The organism is Clostridium thermobutyricum DSM 4928, assembly GCF_002050515.1.
GTDB lineage: Bacteria > Bacillota > Clostridia > Clostridiales > Clostridiaceae > Clostridium > Clostridium thermobutyricum.
This window is the reverse complement of sequence record NZ_LTAY01000026.1, coordinates 238,162-260,315: the sequence shown is the minus strand read 5'-3', so window position 1 is coordinate 260,315 and position 22,154 is coordinate 238,162. Positions and strand designations below refer to the sequence as shown.

Genomic DNA, 22,154 nt, shown 5'->3' with positions numbered 1-22,154 from the left:
AATATATAATTAACACTCCTTAAACAAAGACTGTATTTTAATTAATTATAATACAGTCTTTTTATTTTTTCATAATTAATTTCTAAAAAATATTTATAAAACAAATAAGGAAAGTTATCTGTATATAACTTTCCTTATTACTTTAATATTAAATTATTTTAATTTATTTATTAATTCTTTTATATCTTCAGGAAGTTCTGCTTTTAAACTTAAAAGTTTTCTTTCTTTAGGTTCTAAAAACTCTAAGCTATAAGCATGTAATGCTTGCCTTTCAATAAGATCTTTTTCATTATCTCCATCACCATATAAAAAGTCCCCATATATAGGATGCCCTAAATGTGCCATATGAACTCTTATTTGATGTGTTCTACCAGTTTCTAAAGTACATTCTACTAAGTCAGCATCTTTTAAGCTTTCTACTACTCTATAATGAGTTATACTTCTTTGTCCTTTTTCATCTACAACTCTTCTTATTGAAAATACTCCTTCTTCCTCTTCTGGTACTCTATAAATTGGCGCATCTACTGTTCCTGATTTTTCTTTTAAATGCCCATGAACTACTGTTAAGTATTTTTTAGTAACTTCATTTTTTTGCATTTCATTTGAAAGAAACATATGAGCAAATTGATTCTTTGCTATTATTACAAGACCAGAAGTATTCATATCAAGTCTATTTGCAAGTCTAACTATACATTCTTGATTTGTGTTTTTAAAATGATTCATTACACCATTAGCAAGAGTTCCTGATTGATATCTTTTAGTTGGGTGAACTACCATAAAAGGCTTTTTATTTACTACTAATAAATTACTATCCTCATAAACTACTTCTATATCTATATCTTCTGGTGCTATATCTTGAGTTTCTTTTCTATTTAAAATAACTTTTATATTATCACCTTTTTTTATTTTAAAATTCATTTTAACCCATTCATTATTAACAAGTATCTTTTTATCTAAAGCTGATTTTCTTATTAATCTTGAGGATAGCTCCATTTCTTCTTTTAAAAACTCTCTTATTTTACATCCATCATATTTTTCATCTACTATTCTCTCTAGGGTGCTCATAATTTCCTCCTGTGTCTTATAATCTTTACTCAGAATCTAATCCTAATACTATAACTAAATCATATTTTGAGTATTCAGAATCTGACTTCATAGTTTTATATTCATCTATTCCCACTAATTCTGGTTTTACTATTTTTTCTATTTCTTTATTTTTAACCATTGCATAACTTTTCTTTGCTGTTTCATTTTCTATAGTACCTACATCTATTGATTTAAAGCCTTCTCTATCTAAAGTACTTTTATATCTAGCAGCAAGTCCTGTAATATTTGTACTATTTAAAATCATTACAGAAACCTCACCTTTTCCAGACTTTTTAATTGCAGATGTAGTTCCATCTTTTAAGCTTTGAATAAGATTTTTATTTTTTTCTTTATCAAATATAAAGTAAGATTGACCACCTATCATTTCTGGTGTTCCTTTTACTGTAAGCATTTTAAAGTTTTCAGATTTAACTGTCATAAGCTTTAATGCATATTTAGCCATAGTTGTCCCTGGCATATTTGTACTTACATTCTTTTCTATAGATTTTAAAATACTTGGTAATCTAAATACTATAGTTGGATTAGTACATTTTTTAACTACTGCTTCCATAAACTCATGCTGATTTTCTATTCGCCCTAAGTCGCCCATAGCTAAACCAGTACCATCATTATTTTTTCTCCATCTAAAAAATTCTTCAGCCTTTTTACCATCTAAATGTTCAGTAGTTCCTTTTTTAAATTTAATTCTTAAATTTTGACTTTTATCTGTGTAATCCATATTATGCTTTATATTAACTGTAACCCCACCTATTGCATCTATGAAATCTCTAAATGCATTATAATTTATATTAGCTACATAATTTATATCTATATCTAAAAGTTTTTCAACTTGATTTACAATTTCTTTTTCTCCCCCAACAGGATAAGCAGCATTTATCTTCCATGTACGCCCTTTAATATCAATCATTGTATCTCTCGGAATTGAAACAACTCTTACTTCTTTGCTTTTAGGATTGAAATTTAAAACCATTATAGTATCTGTTCTTTTTGCAGCGTTATCCTTTGGATCTTTTATATTTCCAACATCCATTCCAAGTAAAAGAATATTTACAGTACTATCCATTGATACTACTTTGGGCTCTATCATTCCTGCACTAGATATTTTAGATACAGTGTTCCATATATTAAAACCTGTAAAAAGTACTGCAAAAATTAAAATAGCAGCTATTAACTGAATAATCTTTTTTAAACTAACTCTTTTTTTCTTTTTATTCTTCTTACGGTTATTTTTTTCAATTCTACTATCTTTTCTTTTAAATTCTTCTCTCTTTGAATCTTTTTTATTTGATTCTCTTCTTCTAATATTTTCTCTTCTTATATTAGAACTATCATTTTTATTACTATTTCTATTTTCATAGTTATTTTCTAAATTTGGTTCTTCATTTTTATTTCTTAAACTTTCTCTGTAAAGTCTTCTTTGCCTTTGTATTTCTCTTTGAATAATTTCTTCTTCTGTAAGATTTCCTTCAACTCTTCTTCTAGGATCATTTAAAGGAATACTCCTTTTTCCTCTTCTTACATTTTCATTTCTACTATTTATTCTTTTACGAATTCTTATTTGTTCTTCTCTAGTTAGCCTTTTTTCTGGCCTATTAGTTCCCCTATTGTTATTTTCTTTCCCCATTTATTCACCCCATATTTATACTAGTTTAAAATTTACTTTTTTAATAAATAATTTCTAGCTTTAACTGTATTCTCATCAATCATAGCATTCTTAATTAACAAATATTTTATAGTATGATTCATTCCTAAAAGAACCCCTTCATCTAGGTTTTCTAAAACTTTTTCCCTTAAAGCTTCTACTCCATCATAATTTCTTGATGGTTCAATCATATCTGCTATATATATTATTTTGTCAAGAACACTCATATCCTCTTTACCAGTTGTATGCCATCTTATGGCACTTAAAATATATTCATCTGTTATGTTGAATTTTTCTTTTGCTATTATTGGAGCTAAAATTCCATGCCATAATTCCTCTGTGTTTTTTTCACTGAATGTGAGCTTTATATCATATTTTTCTATAAGGTTTTTCATATCTTCTTTATTCATATTTTTACAAACATCATGAAGTAATGCAGCCATTTCAGCTTTTTCTAAATCTTCCCCATTTAATTCTGCCAATTTTTTAGCTGTTGATACTACTCCTAAGGTATGTATAAACCTTTTATCTTTTAAATTTTCTTTTAGATAATCATAGATTTTTTCTTTTTCCAATTTTATACACCTCTCTCTATTTATAAAGCCTCTCTCTCTCTATTATGTCTAAAACTGAATTTGGTAAGAAAAATTTAACATTCCTACCTAATCTAATTCTTTCTCTAATATCTGTTGAAGATATATCTAAATCCTTTAAGTTCAAAAATATAATCTTTGTATTATATTTATTTTCTATATATTCTTTTTGCTCTTTTAAAGTTTCATAAGTAAAACCAGGTCTACTAAAAACAACAAAGTTTGAAACCTTAAATATTTCTTTTATGTTCTTCCATTTTTCTAAATCCATAAGACAGTCAGCACCTGTAATAAAAAATAACTCTACATCTTCCTGTTTAAAAGCTTGTAGAGTTTCATAAGTAAAACTTGGTCCATTTTTTTTAATTTCATAGTCTGAAACTGTGAATCCTTTAAAATCCTTTATTCCTTCACTAACCATTTCATACCTAATGGAAGCCTCACTCACTTTTTTTAAACTTTTATGTGGTGGGTTTCCATTTGGCATAAATATTATTTTATCTAGCTCTAATGAAGCTTTTGCTTCATCTGCTATATAAAGGTGAGCAAAGTGAATAGGATCAAAGGTTCCACCAATAATCCCATACTTTTTCATACTACTTGCTTGGTATTTCTATTTTAGGTTTCTTATGTGATTTTTTATAAAGAACTATTTTATTACCAATTGCTTGTATTCCTTCTGCCCTAACTTCTCTGCATATAAGATCTGAAGCTTCTCTTGTATCTAATCCACTATTTTCTAGAACTTTTATTTTTATAAGTTCTCTAGCTTCTAATGCATCACTAACTTGCTTTAAGAAGTTTTCTTCTATACCATTCTTTCCAATTTGAAATATTGGATCTATTCCATGAGCTAACTTTCTTAAGTATGCTCTTTCTTTTCCTTTTAGCATCTAAATCTCTCCTATAATAAGTATTCAAATTCAAAGTCATTAAGACTTACCATGTCACCATCTTTAATTCCTAATTCTCTTAACTCACTAAATATTCCTTTGTTTGTAAGAACTTTATGGAAGTATCTTAAAGAATCAGCATCATGTACGTTAACAGCACTTAAAAGTCTGTCTACGAAGCTTCCTTCAACAAAGTAAGTGTCGAATTCTTCACCTTTTTCAACTCTGATTTCATAAGTGAATCTTTTTTCTTCTGGAATATATCTTTCTTCATCAGAAATTTCTAGTCCAGTTATTGGAATATCTTTAAGCATTCTAGCTGCTTCTTTAATTACTGCATCAACATTATCTCTTGTTGCTGCTGACATTTTAAATACTGTGTTATATCCTAATTCATTAACTTTTTTCTTGAAATCTTCAAAAACTTCTTCATCATATAGAAGATCTGCCTTATTAGCTACAACTATTTGAGGTCTATCAACTAATTTAACTGCATATTTTTTAAGCTCTTCATTTATTTTAACGAAATCTTCAAATGGATCTCTTCCTTCTAATCCTGATATATCTACAACATGTATAAGAAGTCTTGTTCTTTCAATATGTCTTAAGAATTCAAGTCCAAGCCCTACACCTTCACTTGCTCCTTCTATTATACCTGGGATATCTGCCATAACAAATGGTTCAACACCTTCTGCTGCAACAACACCTAAGTTTGGTTTAAGAGTTGTAAAGTGATAGTTTGCTATCTTTGGCTTAGCTTTTGTTGTCATTGATAAGAATGTTGATTTACCTACATTTGGGAAACCTAAAAGACCAACATCAGCTAAAAGCTTTAATTCAAGAACTATATTTAATTCTTCTCCTGGCATTCCTGGTTCTGCAAAATGTGGTGCCTGTCTTGTAGGTGTACAGAATTTACAGTTTCCTTTACCACCTTTTCCACCTCTAAGTAAAACAAATTCATCATCTTTTTCTGAAAGGTCACAAATTATTTTATTACTTTCAGCTTCTCTAACTATAGTTCCCATAGGCACCATAATTACTAAATCTTTTCCATCTTTTCCGTAGCATTTTGATTCTCCACCATTTTGTCCTGGTTCAGCTACGAATTTTCTCTTGTATTTAAAATCCATAAGAGTTGTGATTCCAGTGTCAACTTTTAATATAATGCTTCCACCTTTTCCACCATCTCCACCATCTGGTCCTCCTAGTGGAACGTATTTTTCTCTTCTAAATGAAACCGCTCCGTCTCCACCTTTACCAGATTTTACGAATACTTTGGCCTTATCTATAAACATATACTCACCTTTCCTTATGTAAAATCTTTATATTTTTATTATTCCTTATATCCTAATATTCAAACTATGTAAAACATGTATTTTCTTCATTATAGCAATAATATTAGGTTTTAGATACAAAGAAACGGTAATTTATTTTTTCATATTTAAAAAGCACCCAACTTTAGGGTGCTTTCTATATTCAAATAAAATTATTCAGCTATTTCTACTGCAACAGGATAAACAGAAGCTTTCTTCTTGTCTCTTCCCATTCTTTCGAATTTAACTACTCCATCAATTTTAGCAAATAGAGTATCATCCTTACCCTTTCCAACATTGTTTCCTGGGTGGATTTTAGTTCCTCTTTGTCTTACTATGATGTTTCCAGCAAGTACGAATTCTCCGTCAGCTGATTTAACACCTAGTCTTTTTGACTCAGAATCTCTACCGTTCTTTGAGCTACCTACCCCTTTTTTGTGGGCAAATAATTGAAGGTTCATTACTAACATATTTACACCTCCTCTGTTTTAATATTTATATATTCTCTACGTCTTGTTGTTCCTATTGATTCATCTAAACCTAAAATAACACTATCTAAGCTAAGCTTAAAAGTTTTAAGTAAAACTTGTGCTTTTTCAAGTTCTTCTTTCGAAAAATCTCTAAGGTCTAGACTTAGGTATCCATCGCCAATCTCATAAGTACAGTTAAGTTCTAAAACATTATCTATTCCTATGATTACGCTTTGTGATAAAACTGAAACTGAGTTACAAATCATATCAAAAGCTTCGCCTACTAAAAGTTCATTACTATTAAAGTCACGTCCTTCTGGCATAGCATGATTGTCAATTTTAAAACCTAATATGTTTTCGTTGTTTGAATAAATCTCTACATTAACCATAGATTAAGCTTCGATCTTTTCTACAACTATTTTAGTGTAAGGTTGTCTGTGTCCAGCTTTTCTTCTATAATCCTTTTTAGGTTTATATTTGAATACTGTAACTTTCTTAGCTTTACCTTGTGATAAAACTTTAGCTACAACTTTAGCACCTTCTACTACTGGAGTTCCAACTTTTAAAGTTTCTCCACCAACAGCTAATACTTCAGTTAATTCTACAACTGAATCTACTTCAGCGTCTAATTTTTCAACGAATAATACATCGCCCTCTTGAACTCTGTATTGTTTTCCACCTGTTTTTACTACTGCGTACATTAAAACACCTCCTCATAACGGTCTCGCCACTACAGGTACAAAGATTTAACTTTGTTTTATTTAAAACCCTATTGTGAGCGGTTTACTAAATCATATTATCATAAACTACATTTTTTGTAAAGAATATTCTTAACATTTTTCTACACCTTTAATAAGGTAATTTTTGAGATTCTCTTTTTGATTTAAAAATATTATTGGTTCTACTTTAAAACCATCTATTCCATCAACATAATTTAAATATATTTCTTTATCTAATCCATCTATATTTTTTAAGAATTTAACTATATCTCCTGATACTCTTTCTTTATATGTTGAATCTATCTCTATATAAAAACTATTTATAGTATTTTCTTCTAGAGATCTTAATATTTCATTTTTAATTAATTGCTCTACGTATGAAAGTCTTAAAACTTTCCCTTGACCATTACATTGACTACATTTTTCTTCTATGCTGTCATATATGCTTTTTCCTCTTCTCTTTCTTGAGATTTGAACTAAGTCAAGTTCTGTAAATGGGAAAATCTTCGAATTTCCACCATCTTTGCTTAAAGAATTTTTAAGCTCTTTCATTACTTTAAATCTATCATTTTTATCTCTTAAGTCTATAAAGTCTATTACTATTATTCCACTTAAGTTTCTAAGCATTATTTGTTTTCCAATTTCTCTTGCAGCTTCTATATTAGTTGTTAATACTGTTTTTTGAAGATTCTTTTCTTTTATATTCTTACCACTATTAACATCTATTACATACATAGCTTCAGTTTTTTCTATAACTATATTTCCACCACATTGAAGAGTTATTTTATTATGTCTTAATTTTAATATTTCTTTTTCAATATCTAAATAATCAAAAAGTGTTCTTAACCCATCATATTTAACTATTTCTATATTTTCCTCTTTATCTAAGAATCTTTTTATAAATTCCTCATCATTTGGATTATTTACATATATTCTTAAATTATCTTTTGCAATATTGTCTATAAGAACTTTGCTAAGAGCTGCTTTTTTCCCAAATACTCTTTCACAAACATTACTATAATTAAGCTTTCTTAAAAGCTCATTATAAATATCTTTTATTCTATTTACTTCGTTTTTAAGTAGTTCTATAGGAACATTAGCTCCTTCAGTTCTTATAGTTATTGAAACATCTTCTATCTCTTCTAATTCTGCTAATATAAGTTTTTTCTTAACATCATCATTTATTCTTTTTGAAAAATTTATTCCTGTCTTTCCTTTAGATAAAACAATATATTTTCCTGGAATACTAACTTTATGAGTAACTTTTGCACCTTTTTCTCCTAAAGGTTCTTTTAAAACTTCTACTAAAAGCTCATCACCTTTTTTTATGTTTATACTCTTTAGCTCTTCACTATAATACATGTAACCTTCTTTTTCTAATCCCATATCTAAAAATATAGAATTAATTCCTGGAACTATATTTTTAACTCTTGCTTTATAAATTTCCCCAACTGTAGGTTCAGTTGTTTTTTCTTCTATAAAGCATTCTTCTATAATTCCATTTTCTCTTACAGCTACTCTTAAAAGATTTTCACTTCTTTCAATACAAATATCTCTCATTATTCCACATCCTATATACATTCACATAAAGGTACTAAATTACCTTCTTTTAAGAAATACATTTCTTCTCTTTTTATATCAACAAATTCATCTTCTAAAACATTTGTTGTATTTTTCTTTATTAAATCCACAAAAAGATCAGCTGATAAATGTTCTCTACTTCCCGCACTTATAAGAATATTAAATATAGCAGAGTCATCTTTAGTCCAATATTTAATTTCTTTAACCATTGGTCTTATATCTACTTCTTTTTCTGCTCTTTTTGATCTCTTAACCATAGTCCACTCTTCTTTATTCATAAGAGCTTCCATTTCTTTTTCAAAATTATCTAAACTTGAATATTTAATCTTTATTATATATCTCGCTCCATCTATTAATGCCATAGCTTGTGGAAATTTCTTTTCATTGTGCTTTGGCTCTGGAATTAGTACTGCATTTAAAAATCTTACTCCACGAGCTGAATTTTCATTTAATTTTTGTAGCATTTCTGAAATTTCTACTTCTTCATCAAATTCTGCATCCATATATTCACCATCTGAATAAACTCCAACTGATAAAGGTTGTGCAATTGCTGTTGCCATATGAGGATTAAATCCTTTTGAATAGTGAATAGGTAATCCTGATCTTCTAATTGATCTTTGTATAGTTCTTAAAAGATCTAAGTGAGATATAAATTTTATATCAGCTTCTTTTGTATATTTAATTAGATAACGCACCTTCAAAACACTCCCCTTCTTTAAAGTTTACGTTAACTCCACATCCTGTACAGCCTTTTCTACAGTTTTGTGTAAGTTCTGCTCTCTTAGCTTTTTCATTTTCATTTTCTAAATATTTTCTTGTAACACCTATATTTATGAAATCCCAAGGTAATATTTCATCATAAGTTCTTTCTCTAAATGCATAGAAATCTCCATCTACTCCGCATTCTTCTAAAGCTTCCATCCAAGTGTCAAATTTGAAATATTCATTCCATCCATCAAATTTACATCCTTTTTCAAATGCTTTTATAAGAACATCACAAAGCTTTCTATCTCCTCTTGCAAATACAGCTTCTAAGTAAGAAGTTGTTTGTTCATGATAGTTATATACTACAGCTGGTGATTTTAATGAATATTTAACAGCTTTGATTTTTTCAATAACTTCTTCTTTTCTCTCCATTGGTGCCCATTGGAATGGAGTAAAAGGTTTTGGAACAAGTATTGAAGTACTTACTGTAACTCTTAATCCTTTATTTCTAACATTTTTAGGAACTTCAAAATATTTATCAACAATTTTTCCAGCTAAATCTCCAATTGCTGCACAATCTTCTCTAGTTTCATAAGGTAATCCTATGATAAAGTAAAGCTTAAGTCTGCTCCATCCTGCTTCAAAAGCACTTTTAGAAGCTTCTAAAATCTTTTCTTCTGTTAACCCTTTATTAATTATGTCTCTCATTCTTTGAGAACCAGCTTCAGGTGCAAAAGTTAATCCTGATTTTCTTACCTTTTGAATTTCTTTTATTAAATCAACTGAAAAAGCATCTACTCTAATTGAAGGAAGTGCAACTCCAACTTTATTACATTCATGTTCTTCAATTAAATCATTTATAAGATTTTGAATATCTGAATAATCACAAGTACTTAATGATGCAAGTGAAATTTCTTGATATCCAGTAGCTTTAACCATTTCTCTAGCTTGTTTAACAAGTGTATCTCTTGTTTTTTCTCTAACTGGTCTATAAATCATACCAGCTTGACAAAATCTACATCCATTTGTACATCCTCTGAAAGTTTCAAGAACTATTCTATCGTGAACAATTTCACTATAAGGAACTACCATATCTACTGGGAATTCTACCTTATCAAAATTGTTTATAATTCTCTTCTTAACTTCTTTTGGTACATCATCATATTTAGGCTTAAACTCTCTTATTGTTCCATCTTCATTGTAAGAAACATCATATAATGAAGGAACATATATCCCTTGAATTTTTGATATTTCTCTTAAGAAACCTTTTTTATCATTTTTACCTTTATATTTTTTGTAAACTTCTAGTACATCATCCATCATCTCCTCACCTTCTCCTAATTGGAAAAAGTCTATAATATCATAAAGAGGTTCTGGGTTATATGCACAAGGCCCTCCTGCCATAACTATAGGCTCATCTTCTCTTCTTTCTGAAGCTCTAATAGTTATACCTGACATATCTAGCATATTTAAAATATTTGTATAACTCATCTCATATTGAAGAGTAAATCCTAACATATCAAATTCTTTTAAAGGTGTTTTTGTTTCTAGTGAATATAGTGAAATATTATTTTTTCTTAATTGTTCTTCCATATCTGGCCATGGAGCAAATACTCTTTCACAATATGTATCTTTTCTAGTATTTATAGTATGATAAAGTATTCTTGTTCCTAAGTGAGACATTCCTACTTCATAAACATCTGGGAAACAAAAAGCAAATCTTAAATCTATATCTTTTAAATCTTTAACTATTTCATTTAGTTCTCCACCTACATATCTTGATGGCTTTTCAACCTTACATAAGATACTATCAGAAATTCTATTCATCAAACATATCCTCCTAAATTTCATAAGTGTTTATCCTATACATATTTCTTTATTCTAGCACAAAAATATTTTTTCTTCTATAAATTCTCCTTAAATAAGACTATATTATAAAAATTAAATTGTGATAAATTTAGAAGTTTTATCAAATCCTAACTAAATTAAAAATAATAATAAAAAAAATTAAGCCCTCAAAAAAATTCTAATTATAAATATTTATATAAAAAGAAAAATTTTTAAAGCTTAATTTTTTAATCTTTTTTTTCTATATTATCTATACATTTTATATCTAAATATTCTTTTAATGATATATTTCCATAAAGCTTTAATCCTTCTATAATTTCATTTTCATATAGCATTCCTATAACTTTAAGTTCATCATCTAAGATATAAAATATATTATATTTATTTTTATCTATTATTCTGAGCATATTTAATAAAGTATTATTGTAAGATACTGATATACTTCTATTTTCTATATACTCATAGTTCTCTATTAATCTAATTTTTTTAAATATATTACTCATCATTATATAAATTGTAGATTTTTTTTCAACATATGCTGAATATATAATAAGTCCACTAATTAAGATTAAACTTACATTAATCTTATGTATTGTAATCCCGTACGCAAAAACAAGTATTAATATTCCTGAAAGAGTATAACTTATTATACACATTATTTTTTTAGCAATTCTATAAGTAAAACTTTTCGATAGTATTATTTCAAGTATTCTTGATCCATCTAATGGATAAGCAGGTATCATATTAAAAATAAATAACCCTAAATTTATTCTTCCTATTAATAACAATAAATCACTTTTTATTATTTCGCTAAAACAATAACAAATTAAAAATATACAAAGATTAATTATAGGCCCTATCAAATAAAGGTTTAATCTCTGAAAATCCTTTAAATCTCCTACATCATCTAATTCTACATTTGCGCCAGTTATGGAAATATTAAATTTATACAGCTTACATCCATAAAAATATCCTACTATTACATGTCCTATTTCATGTAATAGTATAGAAACTACACTTATAATAAAGCTTTTTCCTAGGCTCATTATAATAATTAACAATATAGTTTCAAGTAATAAGAATTTATTGGATTTCTTCATTTACACCTCGACTTAAATCTTGTTATTGCTTTAATGTATTTATTTTTCTATTTATTTTATCTAATATTTCTTCTAAATTGAAATCTATTGAATTTAAATCAAAATTTATTGAATTATTTTTAAAATAATAATCCTCACTTAAAACAGCTTTTACAGAATAAAATACATTATTAAGTTCTTTTCTTTCTGAAAATTTAAGTGAATATACAATTCCGCCTAGAAAAATTATACTTATAGTTTGTATAGCAAATATTTGTATTATTCCATGTGTCCATTTTTTTCTTTTTGATCTAGTATAATTTCTACTATATCCATTAGAGTAAGAAGTAGAATAACCATAATTTCTACCACCATTTAAGTTACTGCCTCTTATTCCTCTATAATATTCTGCATATTCTTTTCCATAATAACTCACCTATCTCACCTCCTATTCTTTATTTATTATATTTATGCTTATAAGCATTTATGAAAACTAAAATACTTCAAATTTTTATAAAAAAAGAGATGTAAATTAATATTTACATCTCTTTTATATTAAAACCTTATTTTCTTTCTTCTCATTCCAATATTTAAAACTAATCCTATAGTCATTACTATAGATAGCATTGAACTTCCTCCATAACTTATTAAAGGAAGTGTTATACCAGTAATTGGCATAAGCCCTATTGTCATACCTATATTCTGGAATATAGCAAACAAGAAATAAGCAACTATTCCTATACATATTACGGATCCAAAGGTATCCTTAGCGGTCCTTGCTATATTTATCATCCGAGTTATTGCTATTCCGTAAACTATCAATAAGAATACTACTCCTATAAATCCCCATTGTTCTGCTATTGCAGCAAATATAAAGTCTGTTTGTACTTCCGGAACATGTTGTGCTGCATAACCACTTGTTCCATCATTATATAAAGAAGGTCTATCTCCAACAATTCCTCCTGATCCAATACTAATTAAAGATTGACTCAAGTGATATCCTGTTGTAGTTGCATTAGCCTCTGGATGTAAGAATGATGTTATTCTTGCTTTTTGATAATCTTGAATAAGCCCAACATTCCAAACTATTGCTACAACAACTATAAGCGCAGCAAATCCTCCAATAAAAATACGTTTATCAAGACCAGCAACAAAGAATATTCCTAAAACTATAAAGAAACATACCATTGTCATACCCATATCTGGTTGTATAATAATAAATATCATTGGAATACCAGCATATATACTAAGCTTAACTAAGTTTCTAAAGTTATTTATATCATTATCCATTTCTTCTAGCATTTTTCCAAGCATCATTATCATTGCAACCTTCGCTATTTCCGATGGCTGTAATGATATTGGTCCAAATTTTAACCATCCTCTGGCACCATTTACTACAGTTCCTGCAAACCTAGTTATCAATAATAGCACTATAGATCCCCAATAAAAGATTGGAACATAATTATAAAATACTCTATAATCTATAGAAATAAAAATATATAAAGCTACTAAAGAAATAATCATCCATATAAATTGTTTTTTTGCATATAGAAAACCATAATCACCTTTAGTACATAAATATATATTAAGTATTCCAAATAAAATTAAAACAACTGTTGAAATTAAAAGTAATTTATCGATATCTCTTATTTTTTTGAAATCTAATCTGTGTTTACTGCCTCCACCATTGTCAAACAATAAATCTTTCCTAAGCAAATCCCCACCTCCTGAAAAGTTCATTACTCATTTTGTAACACTGTCTATTATATATCATTATTTGCCTATTCTCTATAAAAAACACTATGACATTTAAAAAAATAATAAAATTTTAATAAACACTTAAATAAAAATAAGGTTGTGAATAAAAGTTTTTCTTATCATAGCAAACTTTTACACAACCTCATACCTCTTATTGACCTCTTATATTTCTTATTGGAATATTTGCAATTAATGAAGATGGAGCATCTCCTTCTTCAATTTCACTCTTACTAACTGATATTTCTACATCATCTACTTGTATTTCTATATATTTAGTAATTACTTGGAGTATCTCTGTTCTAATCTTTTCTAAAGTTTCTTCTGGTAAATCTCCTCTGTCGTGAATAAGTATAAGCTTCAACCTATCTTTTGCAATTTCTTTCGGCTTTTGCTTGCCAAAGTTACTAAAAAATCCCATTTCCCAAGGCCCCCTATTTACGTTTAAAAAGTTTCATTATAGTACCAAAGAATCCTGTGCTTTCCTCTGTAAACTCCATTATTGGAATATTTTCACCTGTAATTCTTTTAGCTATGTTTTTAAATGCCATACCTGTTTTAGATTGCTCGTCCAAAACTATTGGTTCTCCTTTATTAGTAGAAACTGATACTCTCTTATCATCTGGCACAACTCCTAAAAGTTCTACTGATAATACTTCTATTATATCATTTACTCCTAACATATCTCCTCTCTGAGCCATTTCATAATTTAATCTATTTACTATTACTGAATGGTCACAGATTCCTTTTGCATCTAATTTTCCAATTACTCTATCAGCATCTCTTATAGATGTTATTTCAGGATTTACAACTACAATTGCTCTATCTGCTCCAATAGCTGCATTTTCAAATCCTCTTTCTATTCCAGCTGGTGAGTCAATTAAAACATAATCGAACTCTTCTTTAAGTTCTTTTATTATCTTAAGCATATCATTAGTTTTTATATCATCTTTATCTTTAGATTGAGCTGTTGGTAAAAGATGTAAGTTAGGAAATCTCTTATCTTTTATTAAAGCTTGTTTTAATCTACATCTGTTTTCTATTACATCAATTATTGTATATACTATTCTATTTTCTAGTCCCATTAATACATCTAGGTTTCTTAATCCAGTATCTCCATCAACAACTACAACTTTCTTTCCAATTGAAGCTAAAGCTGTTCCTAAGTTAGCAGTTGTTGTAGTTTTTCCGACTCCACCTTTACCTGATGTAATTACTATAGATACTCCCATGTTATTAAATCCCTCCACTAATAAATATATTTATTTGCTAAATATGGCTCTACTGTTATCATGCCATCTTTTATCTTTGCTACTTCTGGATATGTAGGTTTTTCAGAGTCTGGGGACATAGCTATTCTATTAGCTATTTTTAATATTTCTGGTTGTAATGAAAAAGCTGCTATTATTGCTTTATCATTTCCATTAGAACCTGCAAAAACTGTTCCTTTAATGCTTCCAAGCACTATGATATTTCCAGTAGCTTTTACTTCAGAACCACTATTTATATCACCTATAATGACAATATTACCATTATAACTTATACATTGTCCGCCTCTTACTGTTTTTCTTAAAAACTTTGTTTTCCCTTCATATATTCCAGAGAATATTTTGTTATTTTCTATTTCACTATTTTTTTCTTCTTTTGCATTTAAAATAATTTCGCTTATTCCAATTTTTTCTTTAAGATTCTCTTGTAGATGAATCAAATCCTTCTCAGTAATCATATTAAGATCAATTGTTATAGCTAATGAAATGCCCTTATAAAACTTTTTTCCCTTAGAAAGTCTTCCTATAAGATCATTAAACATTTCACTATAATCTGGATATCCATTCATATCAATTTCTGCAACAAGTCCTCTTCCATTTCCTTTTATTATAATTCCATCTTGCACAACGATACCTCCAAAGAAAGCTATACAATACACTTTAATATGTATTCTACAAAATTTTGTAAAAACCTTTATTTTAAATGTTTTTATTCTTATTTATTATATCACCAATAGATATTTTTTAATAGTTTGCTTTGGTTTTTTCTATTTATTTTCAAAAAAATTGAGGAATCCATACTAAGATTCCTCAAAATTCCAAATTTAGTTGTTTTTTTCTTCTTTTTTTGCGGAAGTATCATTTTCCTTTGAAGTATTATCATCACCATCTTTATTATCTTTTGGTGCATTTAATACATACTTCTTAAAACTTTCAGAGCTTTGAGCATATCCCGGAAATTCTTTCATAATTTTTTCCTTAAAATAAGCCTCATAAGCTGCTTTTGCAACTGGAGCTGTGTATGAACCATGTCCTCCATCATAAATCGCTCCTACAAAAGCAATTTCTGGTTTATCAACTGGCGCAAAACTCACATATGTTGCATAAGGTGATCTTCCAAATTCTCTTTGATTATTATTATAGTCCGCTGTACCTGTTTTACCTGCTGATGGTATTGGGAAACTATTAAATGTTCCTGCTGCTGTACCTTGGTCAGCATCATTAGCTCTTCTCATTCCTTCCTTAACAGCCGTAAGTGTACTTTCTTTTAATTTAATTTGACTTAATATTTTAGGTTCAACTTGTTCTATAACTTTTCCATCTGGAGTAGTAACTTTATCTACAAGATTTAATGAATATCTAGTTCCACCATTTGCAAGTGTAGTTATATATGACATTAATTGAAGTGGACTATATTGATTTATACCTTGCCCAATTGAAGAGAATATTAGTTGTGCAGGTGACATTATTCCACCAGGTTTATCACTAACAGTAAACTGTGTTATAACTTTTGCAACTTTTTTAGATTGCTCTTCTATTGTTGTACTTCCATTATAACTATTTAAATTCGCTTTATATTTTGGTGAAATTTCCATTATCTTTTTAATATCAGGAAGAATATAATTTAAGAATTTATCATATCCCATTCCTTCTTCACCAGTTCCTACTATTTCTAATCTTTCTGTTATTTTTTGTTTTAGTTGCTGTTTAGCTTTTTCTAACTCTGGACTATCTGAAAGATTAGCAGCAAAATCAAATGGTACATATCTCTCTCCATTGTTGTAAGTTCCATTTGAAAGATAATCATTTAACTCAAATTTTGCGAAGTTTATTATACTTTCTTTATTTGTTTTGAAATTATATGTTTGACCTATTGTACTTTCTTCTATTTCAATTCCAGTTGAAGGATTTCCGTTACTATTTGGATCTGTTCCTAACCCAAATTTCCATGCCCATTCTGCAATACTATCTAATGCTAATTTCTTTGCTTCCTCAAAAGGTAAATTTTTATTTTCATTCATTGTCTTAGCATATAGTCTATAAGCTGTTTCATAGAAATAAACGTTACATGAAACTTCTAGAGCCTTTTGTACATTTGTAGCTCCATGACTTCCTCCATTTGCATGTATCCAACATGCTGGTGCAAATCCACTTCCGAAAACCTCTGGTCTATTATTAAATTTACCATTTGCCATTATATATTCACTAGGACTTATAACTCCTTCTTCAAGACCTGCTACTGCTGTAAGAGGCTTAAATATTGATCCAGGTGGAAGTGTTCCAAGTGTAGCATAGTTATAAAATGGCTTTGGATATAAATCATATTTATCTTCTCTATTACCATTTTTATCTTTTGGGAATAACTCATCCACAGTTTTTGTAACACCAGGTAATTTAACTATTTGCTTTCCATACTCTTCAAGGTCTGGAGCAAAATATTCTTGAACCTGTTTTGAACTTAATTGTCCTGGTATTGCAAATATATTAGGATCAAAATCAGGATAACTTGCCATTGCTAAAATTTTTCCTGTATTGACTTCTGCTACTAATGCAAATCCTCTAGTTGCATTTTTAAAAGTATTTCCCTGTGAATCTACTGTACTACTTTGTACTTTTTTAATACTATCTTCTAATGCTTGTTGTGTTGCATACTGAATATCTTTATTTATATTTAAGTGAACATTATTTCCTGGGTAAGATTCTAATTTAAATAATTCTTCTGTTTCTCGTCCTTCTGAATTTACTGTTACCGTCTTACCACCTTTTGTTCCTTTTAAAGTATCTTCATAAGATGCTTCAATTCCTGATTTTCCAATTAAATCTGTTGATGCATCATATCCTCTCAATTCATAACTTGATTTTAATGAACTATCAATTTGAGATACATATCCTAAAACTGCTGAACCTAAATTATTATATGGATAATATCTAACTGGCTGCATGTCCACATCAATTCCAGGAAGCTCATTTAACTTTTGATAGATTGTAAAAGCAGTTTCTTTTTTTATATTATTTGCTATAACAACTGAACGATAATTTTTAAAACTTTGAATTCTTATTGCATCTTTTACTATTAAATATTTTTTTAATTCTTGAATTGGATATTGAACTTTTATAATATCTAAAAGTTCAGCTCCAGGCATTTTATTATAATTTTTTCGTCTAGTTTCATAATCTGAAACTTCTTTTTTATATTCTGCCTTTTCCTCTTTAGAAAGATTTCCTTCTTTTTTAATTGGCTTTGGATCTACTATATCAATTAAATTATATGATTTAACTAAATATTCTAAAGCCTCTTGTGGAGTAACTTTTTTTAATTCTTCATCAATTTGCTTTAATTGATCCTCTTCTAAATCTCCTTCTTCATCTGGAAAATCTCTTTTTCTAAAATAATCATTCATTCCTCTATCTTTCAAGAATCTTATCTTTTCAAATTCTTGATTTTCTACTGAAGAATTTTTAAATTCAAAATATGCTTCTCCATTATCATTTATTTTAAGAAGCATATCATTTAAAAGAGTTTCATCATTCTCTTCTAATATTTTAAAAACTAAATTCATTGTGTCGTAAAAATTAAATTTACCTTCTGTTGGTGTTGTATATTTTAGTATATATGTCTGTTTATTTGTTGCTAATATATTTCCTTCATTATCTAATATTTCTCCTCTTGGAGTTTTCTCATCCATAAATCTAATAGCATTTGCTTTAGCTTTATCCGAGTAATAATTATGTTTATATACTTGCAAATAAACAAGTCTAGCTGCAATAACTGTAAAAACTCCACCCATTATTAATTTCATCATTGTATAACGGGACATTAACTTTCTTTGCTTTTTTGGTTTATTTACTATCATTTTGATCCCCATTCCCTTAAAACTAAAATCCTACTTCTATTATACGTCCATTTAATTCACTAATTATTAACATCTTATTAATAATATTACCATATTTTTTTAATTAAATGAATAGTTATTTTAAAATTTGCACAAAAAAAGTTACTCTTAAGTAGATTTTTTGTCTACTTAGAGTAACTTTTCAAATTTTTTATTTAATTATTGTTAAAATCCTTCATTATTTGTTGTTGCTCTTGTTTTTGCTGTTCTTGCTCTTTTTTCATAGCATCTCCTTCAGCACTTCCTGGATAATTATCCTTTGGAGCATCTAAAACATATCTCTTAAATGCAGGTGAACTATTACAATATTCAGGATAATTTTTAAGTAGATAATCCTTAAAGTAAGCATCATAAGCTGCTCTTGCAACATTTGCAGTATATCCACCATGTCCTCCATCATAAATTACACCAACGAATGCAATTTGAGGATTATCATATGGAGCAAAACTTACATAAGTTGCATAAGGTGCTCTACCAAAATCTCTTTGACTATCTGAATAATCAGCTGTACCAGTTTTACCTGCAGTTGGAATTGGGAAGTTACCAAATACTGATGCTGCTGTACCACCATCTTCATCATTTGCTCTTCTCATACCTTCATGAACTGCATTTATAGTAGATTGTTTTAAATTTAATTTTTCTATAACTTGTGGCTCTACTTTTTGAATAACTCCTCCATCTGGATTTGTTACTTCACTTACTAAATGAAGTTTATATCTAGTTCCTCCATTTGCTAAAGTAGAAATATATTCTGCAAGTTGTATTGGTGTGAAGTGATTTATACCTTGACCTATTGCAGCATATATTAATTGTGCTGGTGAAAGAATTTCTCCTGCAACATCTCTTATAGTAAATTGAGCTATTGTAGTTGCAACTAATTTTGCTTGTGCATCAATTGTTGTATTAGGATGTGTTTTCTTATAATTTTCAAAGCTTTCCTTATACTTAGGTGATACTTCCATTATTTGCTTAACAATAGGATATACTTCCTTATAGAATTCATCATAACTAGAAGCTTCCTTATTAGTTCCTACTACTTCTAATCTATCATTTATAATTTTCTTTAATTTTATCTTCAAATCAGAAAGCTGTTGTGAATCAGCTTTATTTGCTGCAAAGTCAAATGGAGCAAATTTATTTATTCCTTTATAATCTCCACTCTCTAAATAATTATTTAAATTGAATTTTGAGAATTGAATAGCATTAGCTTTATAGCTTTGGAAATTATATACTTGCCCACTAGTATTCTCTGGTATTTCAATTCCTGTTGTTGGATCTGATTGACTATTTGGATCATGTCCTAATCCAAATTTCCAAGCCCATCTTGCAAGAGAGTCTAGTGCATATATTTGTGCATCAACACCTTTTAAGTTTGTTGTTTTTAAAGCATGCTCATATAATCTATATCCCATTTCATAGAAATAGAAGTTACATGAAACTTGAAGTGCTTTTTCAACATCTGTAGGTCCATGGCTTCCATGTGAATCTGTGTATATCCAACATTGTGGAGCAAAAGATTTACCAAATACATCTGGATGAACATTGAATATTCCAGTTGCATTTACAGTTTCATTTGGTGCAACAACGCCTTCTTCTAAAGCTGCTACTGCTGTAACTGGCTTAAATATTGATCCAGGTGGTATAGCTCCTAATGTAGCATAATTATAGAATGGTTTTGGATATAAGTCATATTTATCTTCTCTAACTCCATTAGATGATTTTGGGAATAATTCATCTAATGTTTTTGTAACTCCTGGTAATTTAGATTCTGTTTTCCCGAATTCTTCTAAGTTAGGATTAAAGTATTGTTCATATTCTTCTTTTGTAAGCTGACCAGGTATTGCAAATATATTTGGATTATAGTCTGGATAGCTTGCCATAGCAAGAATATTTCCATTATGAACATCTACAACTAAAGCTGCTCCTCTTGTTGCATTTGGGAAACTGTGTCCTGAGTTATCTGTTATTTTAGTTCTTATATTGTTTATAGTATCCTTTAATGCTTCTTGTGTAGCATATTGAACATTCTTATCTATAGTTAATTTAACATTATCTCCTGGATATGAAGCAAGACTAAATAAGTTTTCCGTAACTCTTCCTTGTGAATTAACCTTAACAGTCTTTCCACCTTTTACTCCTTTTAACATATCCTCATAAGATTGTTCTATTCCAGCTTTACCAACTAAGTCTGTACTAACATCATATCCTCTTAATTCATACTCATCTTTAAGAGAATTAGCTATTGGTGAAACATATCCTAGTACAGAAGATGCCAAATTATCATATGGATAATATCTTACTGGTTGTAAGTTAACATCTATTCCTGGTAATTCATTTAGTTTTTGATAAATTATAAATGCTGTACTCTTCTTTATATTATTTGCTATTGTAACAGCTCTATAACCTTTGAAGCTTTGCATTTTCATTGCATCTTTAACAACTACATAATTTCTTATATCAGAAAGTTTATATGACTTTAATAAAACCTGTAACTGTTCTGCTCCAGTCATTTTATTATATTCTTTCATTTTTTCATTGTAGTCGTTCATTTTTTGATTAAATTCATTTTTTTGTTCTTTGGTTGGGTCTTTAATAGTTTGTACTGGTTTTGGACAAACTAAGTCTATTATATTGTAAGTTTTAATTAAGTAGTCGAAAGCTTCTTCTGGAGTAACTTTTAAAAGTTCTTGATCAATTTCTGAATTTTCGGCTTCAGTTAACTCTCTATTTTCATCTCCAAATAACTTATGCTGAATCTTTTCATTCATACCCCTATCTCTTAAAAATCTTATTTTTTCATGCTGTTGTGCTTCTTGTGAAGTACTTTTGTATGTAAAATAAAATTTCCCATCTTTATCAAGTTTCAACATCATATCATCTTCTAGAGATTCGCCATTTTCATTTAGTATATTAAATACTAACCCCATTGTTTTATAAAAATCAGCTTCTCCATTAGATGGCATAGTATAAGTTATATTGTATATTTCTTTATTAGTCGCTAGTATATTACCTTTATCATCTAGAATTTCTCCCCTTGGGGCTTCTTGTGCCATAAATCTAGTTGCATTTTCATCTGCGACTTCTTTATAGTGACTATGTTTATAAACTTGTATATAAAGAACCCTTAAAGCAATTAAAGTAAACACACCTAGCATTATGAATTTCACAACAGTATATCTAGATACTGGTTTTTTCTTTTTCTTAGGTTTATTTATTATCATCTAATCCTCCACTTGATATAAAATCATCTTTTGTCACATAAAATTTATGTATTATGAATTTAAT

Annotated in this window: 20 protein-coding genes; all 20 read right to left on the bottom strand. The window is 28.5% G+C overall.

The window, feature by feature from the left end:
* Positions 1–153: 153 nt before the first annotated feature.
* Entirely contained in the window at positions 154–1,065 is a 912-nt protein-coding gene (locus tag CLTHE_RS04975) for an RluA family pseudouridine synthase (RefSeq protein ID WP_080022266.1), read from the bottom strand.
* A 25-nt stretch (positions 1,066–1,090) separates the two neighbouring features.
* The gene (locus CLTHE_RS04970; RefSeq protein WP_080022265.1) at positions 1,091–2,731 is read right to left on the bottom strand and encodes an LCP family protein; all 1,641 of its coding nucleotides are present in this window, start codon (positions 2,729–2,731) and stop codon (positions 1,091–1,093) included.
* Positions 2,732–2,763: 32 nt separating this feature from the next.
* On the bottom strand, positions 2,764–3,324 hold the full coding sequence (gene yqeK / locus CLTHE_RS04965) for a bis(5'-nucleosyl)-tetraphosphatase (symmetrical) YqeK (RefSeq protein WP_080022264.1): 561 nt from the start codon (positions 3,322–3,324) through the stop codon (positions 2,764–2,766).
* A gap of 16 nt (positions 3,325–3,340) precedes the next feature.
* Complete coding sequence (gene nadD, locus CLTHE_RS04960; RefSeq protein ID WP_080022263.1) at positions 3,341–3,937, bottom strand: nicotinate-nucleotide adenylyltransferase; 597 nt, start codon at positions 3,935–3,937, stop codon at positions 3,341–3,343.
* Position 3,938: 1 nt separating this feature from the next.
* Positions 3,939–4,235 carry a ribosome assembly RNA-binding protein YhbY gene (yhbY, locus tag CLTHE_RS04955; protein WP_002598482.1) on the bottom strand — a complete coding sequence of 99 codons (297 nt, stop codon included), beginning with the start codon at positions 4,233–4,235 and terminating at the stop codon, positions 3,939–3,941.
* Positions 4,236–4,246: 11 nt separating this feature from the next.
* Positions 4,247–5,533 (bottom strand): GTPase ObgE, encoded by a 1,287-nt coding sequence (gene obgE / locus CLTHE_RS04950; protein WP_080022262.1) that lies wholly within the window; start codon positions 5,531–5,533, stop codon positions 4,247–4,249.
* Between the two features lie 191 nt (positions 5,534–5,724).
* Positions 5,725–6,021, bottom strand: coding sequence for a 50S ribosomal protein L27 (gene rpmA / locus CLTHE_RS04945; RefSeq protein ID WP_002598484.1), 297 nt, complete (start codon positions 6,019–6,021; stop codon positions 5,725–5,727).
* Between the two features lie 2 nt (positions 6,022–6,023).
* Complete coding sequence (locus tag CLTHE_RS04940; protein WP_080022261.1) at positions 6,024–6,410, bottom strand: ribosomal-processing cysteine protease Prp; 387 nt, start codon at positions 6,408–6,410, stop codon at positions 6,024–6,026.
* Positions 6,411–6,413: 3 nt separating this feature from the next.
* Positions 6,414–6,722 carry a 50S ribosomal protein L21 gene (gene rplU, locus CLTHE_RS04935; RefSeq protein ID WP_002598486.1) on the bottom strand — a complete coding sequence of 103 codons (309 nt, stop codon included), beginning with the start codon at positions 6,720–6,722 and terminating at the stop codon, positions 6,414–6,416.
* 129 nt (positions 6,723–6,851) lie between these two features.
* Positions 6,852–8,300 carry a ribonuclease E/G gene (locus tag CLTHE_RS04930; protein WP_080022272.1) on the bottom strand — a complete coding sequence of 483 codons (1,449 nt, stop codon included), beginning with the start codon at positions 8,298–8,300 and terminating at the stop codon, positions 6,852–6,854.
* Between the two features lie 11 nt (positions 8,301–8,311).
* Positions 8,312–9,016: a TIGR03936 family radical SAM-associated protein gene (locus CLTHE_RS04925; protein ID WP_080022260.1), complete on the bottom strand. Its 705-nt coding sequence runs from the start codon at positions 9,014–9,016 to the stop codon at positions 8,312–8,314.
* The gene (locus CLTHE_RS04920; protein WP_080022259.1) at positions 9,000–10,853 is read right to left on the bottom strand and encodes a TIGR03960 family B12-binding radical SAM protein; all 1,854 of its coding nucleotides are present in this window, start codon (positions 10,851–10,853) and stop codon (positions 9,000–9,002) included. Before CLTHE_RS04920 ends, CLTHE_RS04925 begins: the two co-directional genes overlap by 17 nt.
* Before the next feature lie 248 nt (positions 10,854–11,101).
* Positions 11,102–11,920, bottom strand: coding sequence for a site-2 protease family protein (locus CLTHE_RS04915; RefSeq protein WP_158082663.1), 819 nt, complete (start codon positions 11,918–11,920; stop codon positions 11,102–11,104).
* Between the two features lie 76 nt (positions 11,921–11,996).
* Positions 11,997–12,389, bottom strand: coding sequence for a hypothetical protein (locus tag CLTHE_RS04910; RefSeq protein ID WP_080022257.1), 393 nt, complete (start codon positions 12,387–12,389; stop codon positions 11,997–11,999).
* 119 nt (positions 12,390–12,508) lie between these two features.
* Entirely contained in the window at positions 12,509–13,669 is a 1,161-nt protein-coding gene (rodA, locus tag CLTHE_RS04905; RefSeq protein WP_080022256.1) for a rod shape-determining protein RodA, read from the bottom strand.
* A gap of 193 nt (positions 13,670–13,862) precedes the next feature.
* Positions 13,863–14,129, bottom strand: coding sequence for a cell division topological specificity factor MinE (gene minE, locus CLTHE_RS04900; protein ID WP_002598493.1), 267 nt, complete (start codon positions 14,127–14,129; stop codon positions 13,863–13,865).
* A gap of 13 nt (positions 14,130–14,142) precedes the next feature.
* Positions 14,143–14,940, bottom strand: coding sequence for a septum site-determining protein MinD (gene minD, locus CLTHE_RS04895; RefSeq protein ID WP_002598494.1), 798 nt, complete (start codon positions 14,938–14,940; stop codon positions 14,143–14,145).
* A 17-nt stretch (positions 14,941–14,957) separates the two neighbouring features.
* Positions 14,958–15,602 carry a septum site-determining protein MinC gene (gene minC / locus CLTHE_RS04890; RefSeq protein WP_080022255.1) on the bottom strand — a complete coding sequence of 215 codons (645 nt, stop codon included), beginning with the start codon at positions 15,600–15,602 and terminating at the stop codon, positions 14,958–14,960.
* A gap of 198 nt (positions 15,603–15,800) precedes the next feature.
* Positions 15,801–18,830, bottom strand: a complete 3,030-nt coding sequence (locus CLTHE_RS04885; RefSeq protein WP_080022254.1) for a penicillin-binding transpeptidase domain-containing protein — start codon at positions 18,828–18,830, stop codon at positions 15,801–15,803.
* 194 nt (positions 18,831–19,024) lie between these two features.
* Complete coding sequence (locus CLTHE_RS04880; RefSeq protein ID WP_080022253.1) at positions 19,025–22,090, bottom strand: penicillin-binding transpeptidase domain-containing protein; 3,066 nt, start codon at positions 22,088–22,090, stop codon at positions 19,025–19,027.
* Positions 22,091–22,154 lie beyond the last annotated feature (64 nt).

Bases quoted from the DNA above. Each gene is read 5' to 3' on its own strand.
- CLTHE_RS04975 (WP_080022266.1), bottom strand. From the start codon at position 1,065: ATGAGCACCCTAGAGAGAATAGTAGATGAAAAATATGATGGATGTAAA.
- CLTHE_RS04970 (WP_080022265.1), bottom strand. From the start codon at position 2,731: ATGGGGAAAGAAAATAACAATAGGGGAACTAATAGGCCAGAAAAAAGG.
- nadD (WP_080022263.1), bottom strand. From the start codon at position 3,937: ATGAAAAAGTATGGGATTATTGGTGGAACCTTTGATCCTATTCACTTT.
- yhbY (WP_002598482.1), bottom strand. From the start codon at position 4,235: ATGCTAAAAGGAAAAGAAAGAGCATACTTAAGAAAGTTAGCTCATGGA.
- obgE (WP_080022262.1), bottom strand. From the start codon at position 5,533: ATGTTTATAGATAAGGCCAAAGTATTCGTAAAATCTGGTAAAGGTGGA.
- rpmA (WP_002598484.1), bottom strand. From the start codon at position 6,021: ATGTTAGTAATGAACCTTCAATTATTTGCCCACAAAAAAGGGGTAGGT.
- CLTHE_RS04940 (WP_080022261.1), bottom strand. From the start codon at position 6,410: ATGGTTAATGTAGAGATTTATTCAAACAACGAAAACATATTAGGTTTT.
- rplU (WP_002598486.1), bottom strand. From the start codon at position 6,722: ATGTACGCAGTAGTAAAAACAGGTGGAAAACAATACAGAGTTCAAGAG.
- CLTHE_RS04930 (WP_080022272.1), bottom strand. From the start codon at position 8,300: ATGAGAGATATTTGTATTGAAAGAAGTGAAAATCTTTTAAGAGTAGCT.
- CLTHE_RS04920 (WP_080022259.1), bottom strand. From the start codon at position 10,853: ATGAATAGAATTTCTGATAGTATCTTATGTAAGGTTGAAAAGCCATCA.
- CLTHE_RS04915 (WP_158082663.1), bottom strand. From the start codon at position 11,920: ATGAGCCTAGGAAAAAGCTTTATTATAAGTGTAGTTTCTATACTATTA.
- minE (WP_002598493.1), bottom strand. From the start codon at position 14,129: ATGGGATTTTTTAGTAACTTTGGCAAGCAAAAGCCGAAAGAAATTGCA.
- minD (WP_002598494.1), bottom strand. From the start codon at position 14,940: ATGGGAGTATCTATAGTAATTACATCAGGTAAAGGTGGAGTCGGAAAA.
- CLTHE_RS04885 (WP_080022254.1), bottom strand. From the start codon at position 18,830: ATGATAGTAAATAAACCAAAAAAGCAAAGAAAGTTAATGTCCCGTTAT.
- CLTHE_RS04880 (WP_080022253.1), bottom strand. From the start codon at position 22,090: ATGATAATAAATAAACCTAAGAAAAAGAAAAAACCAGTATCTAGATAT.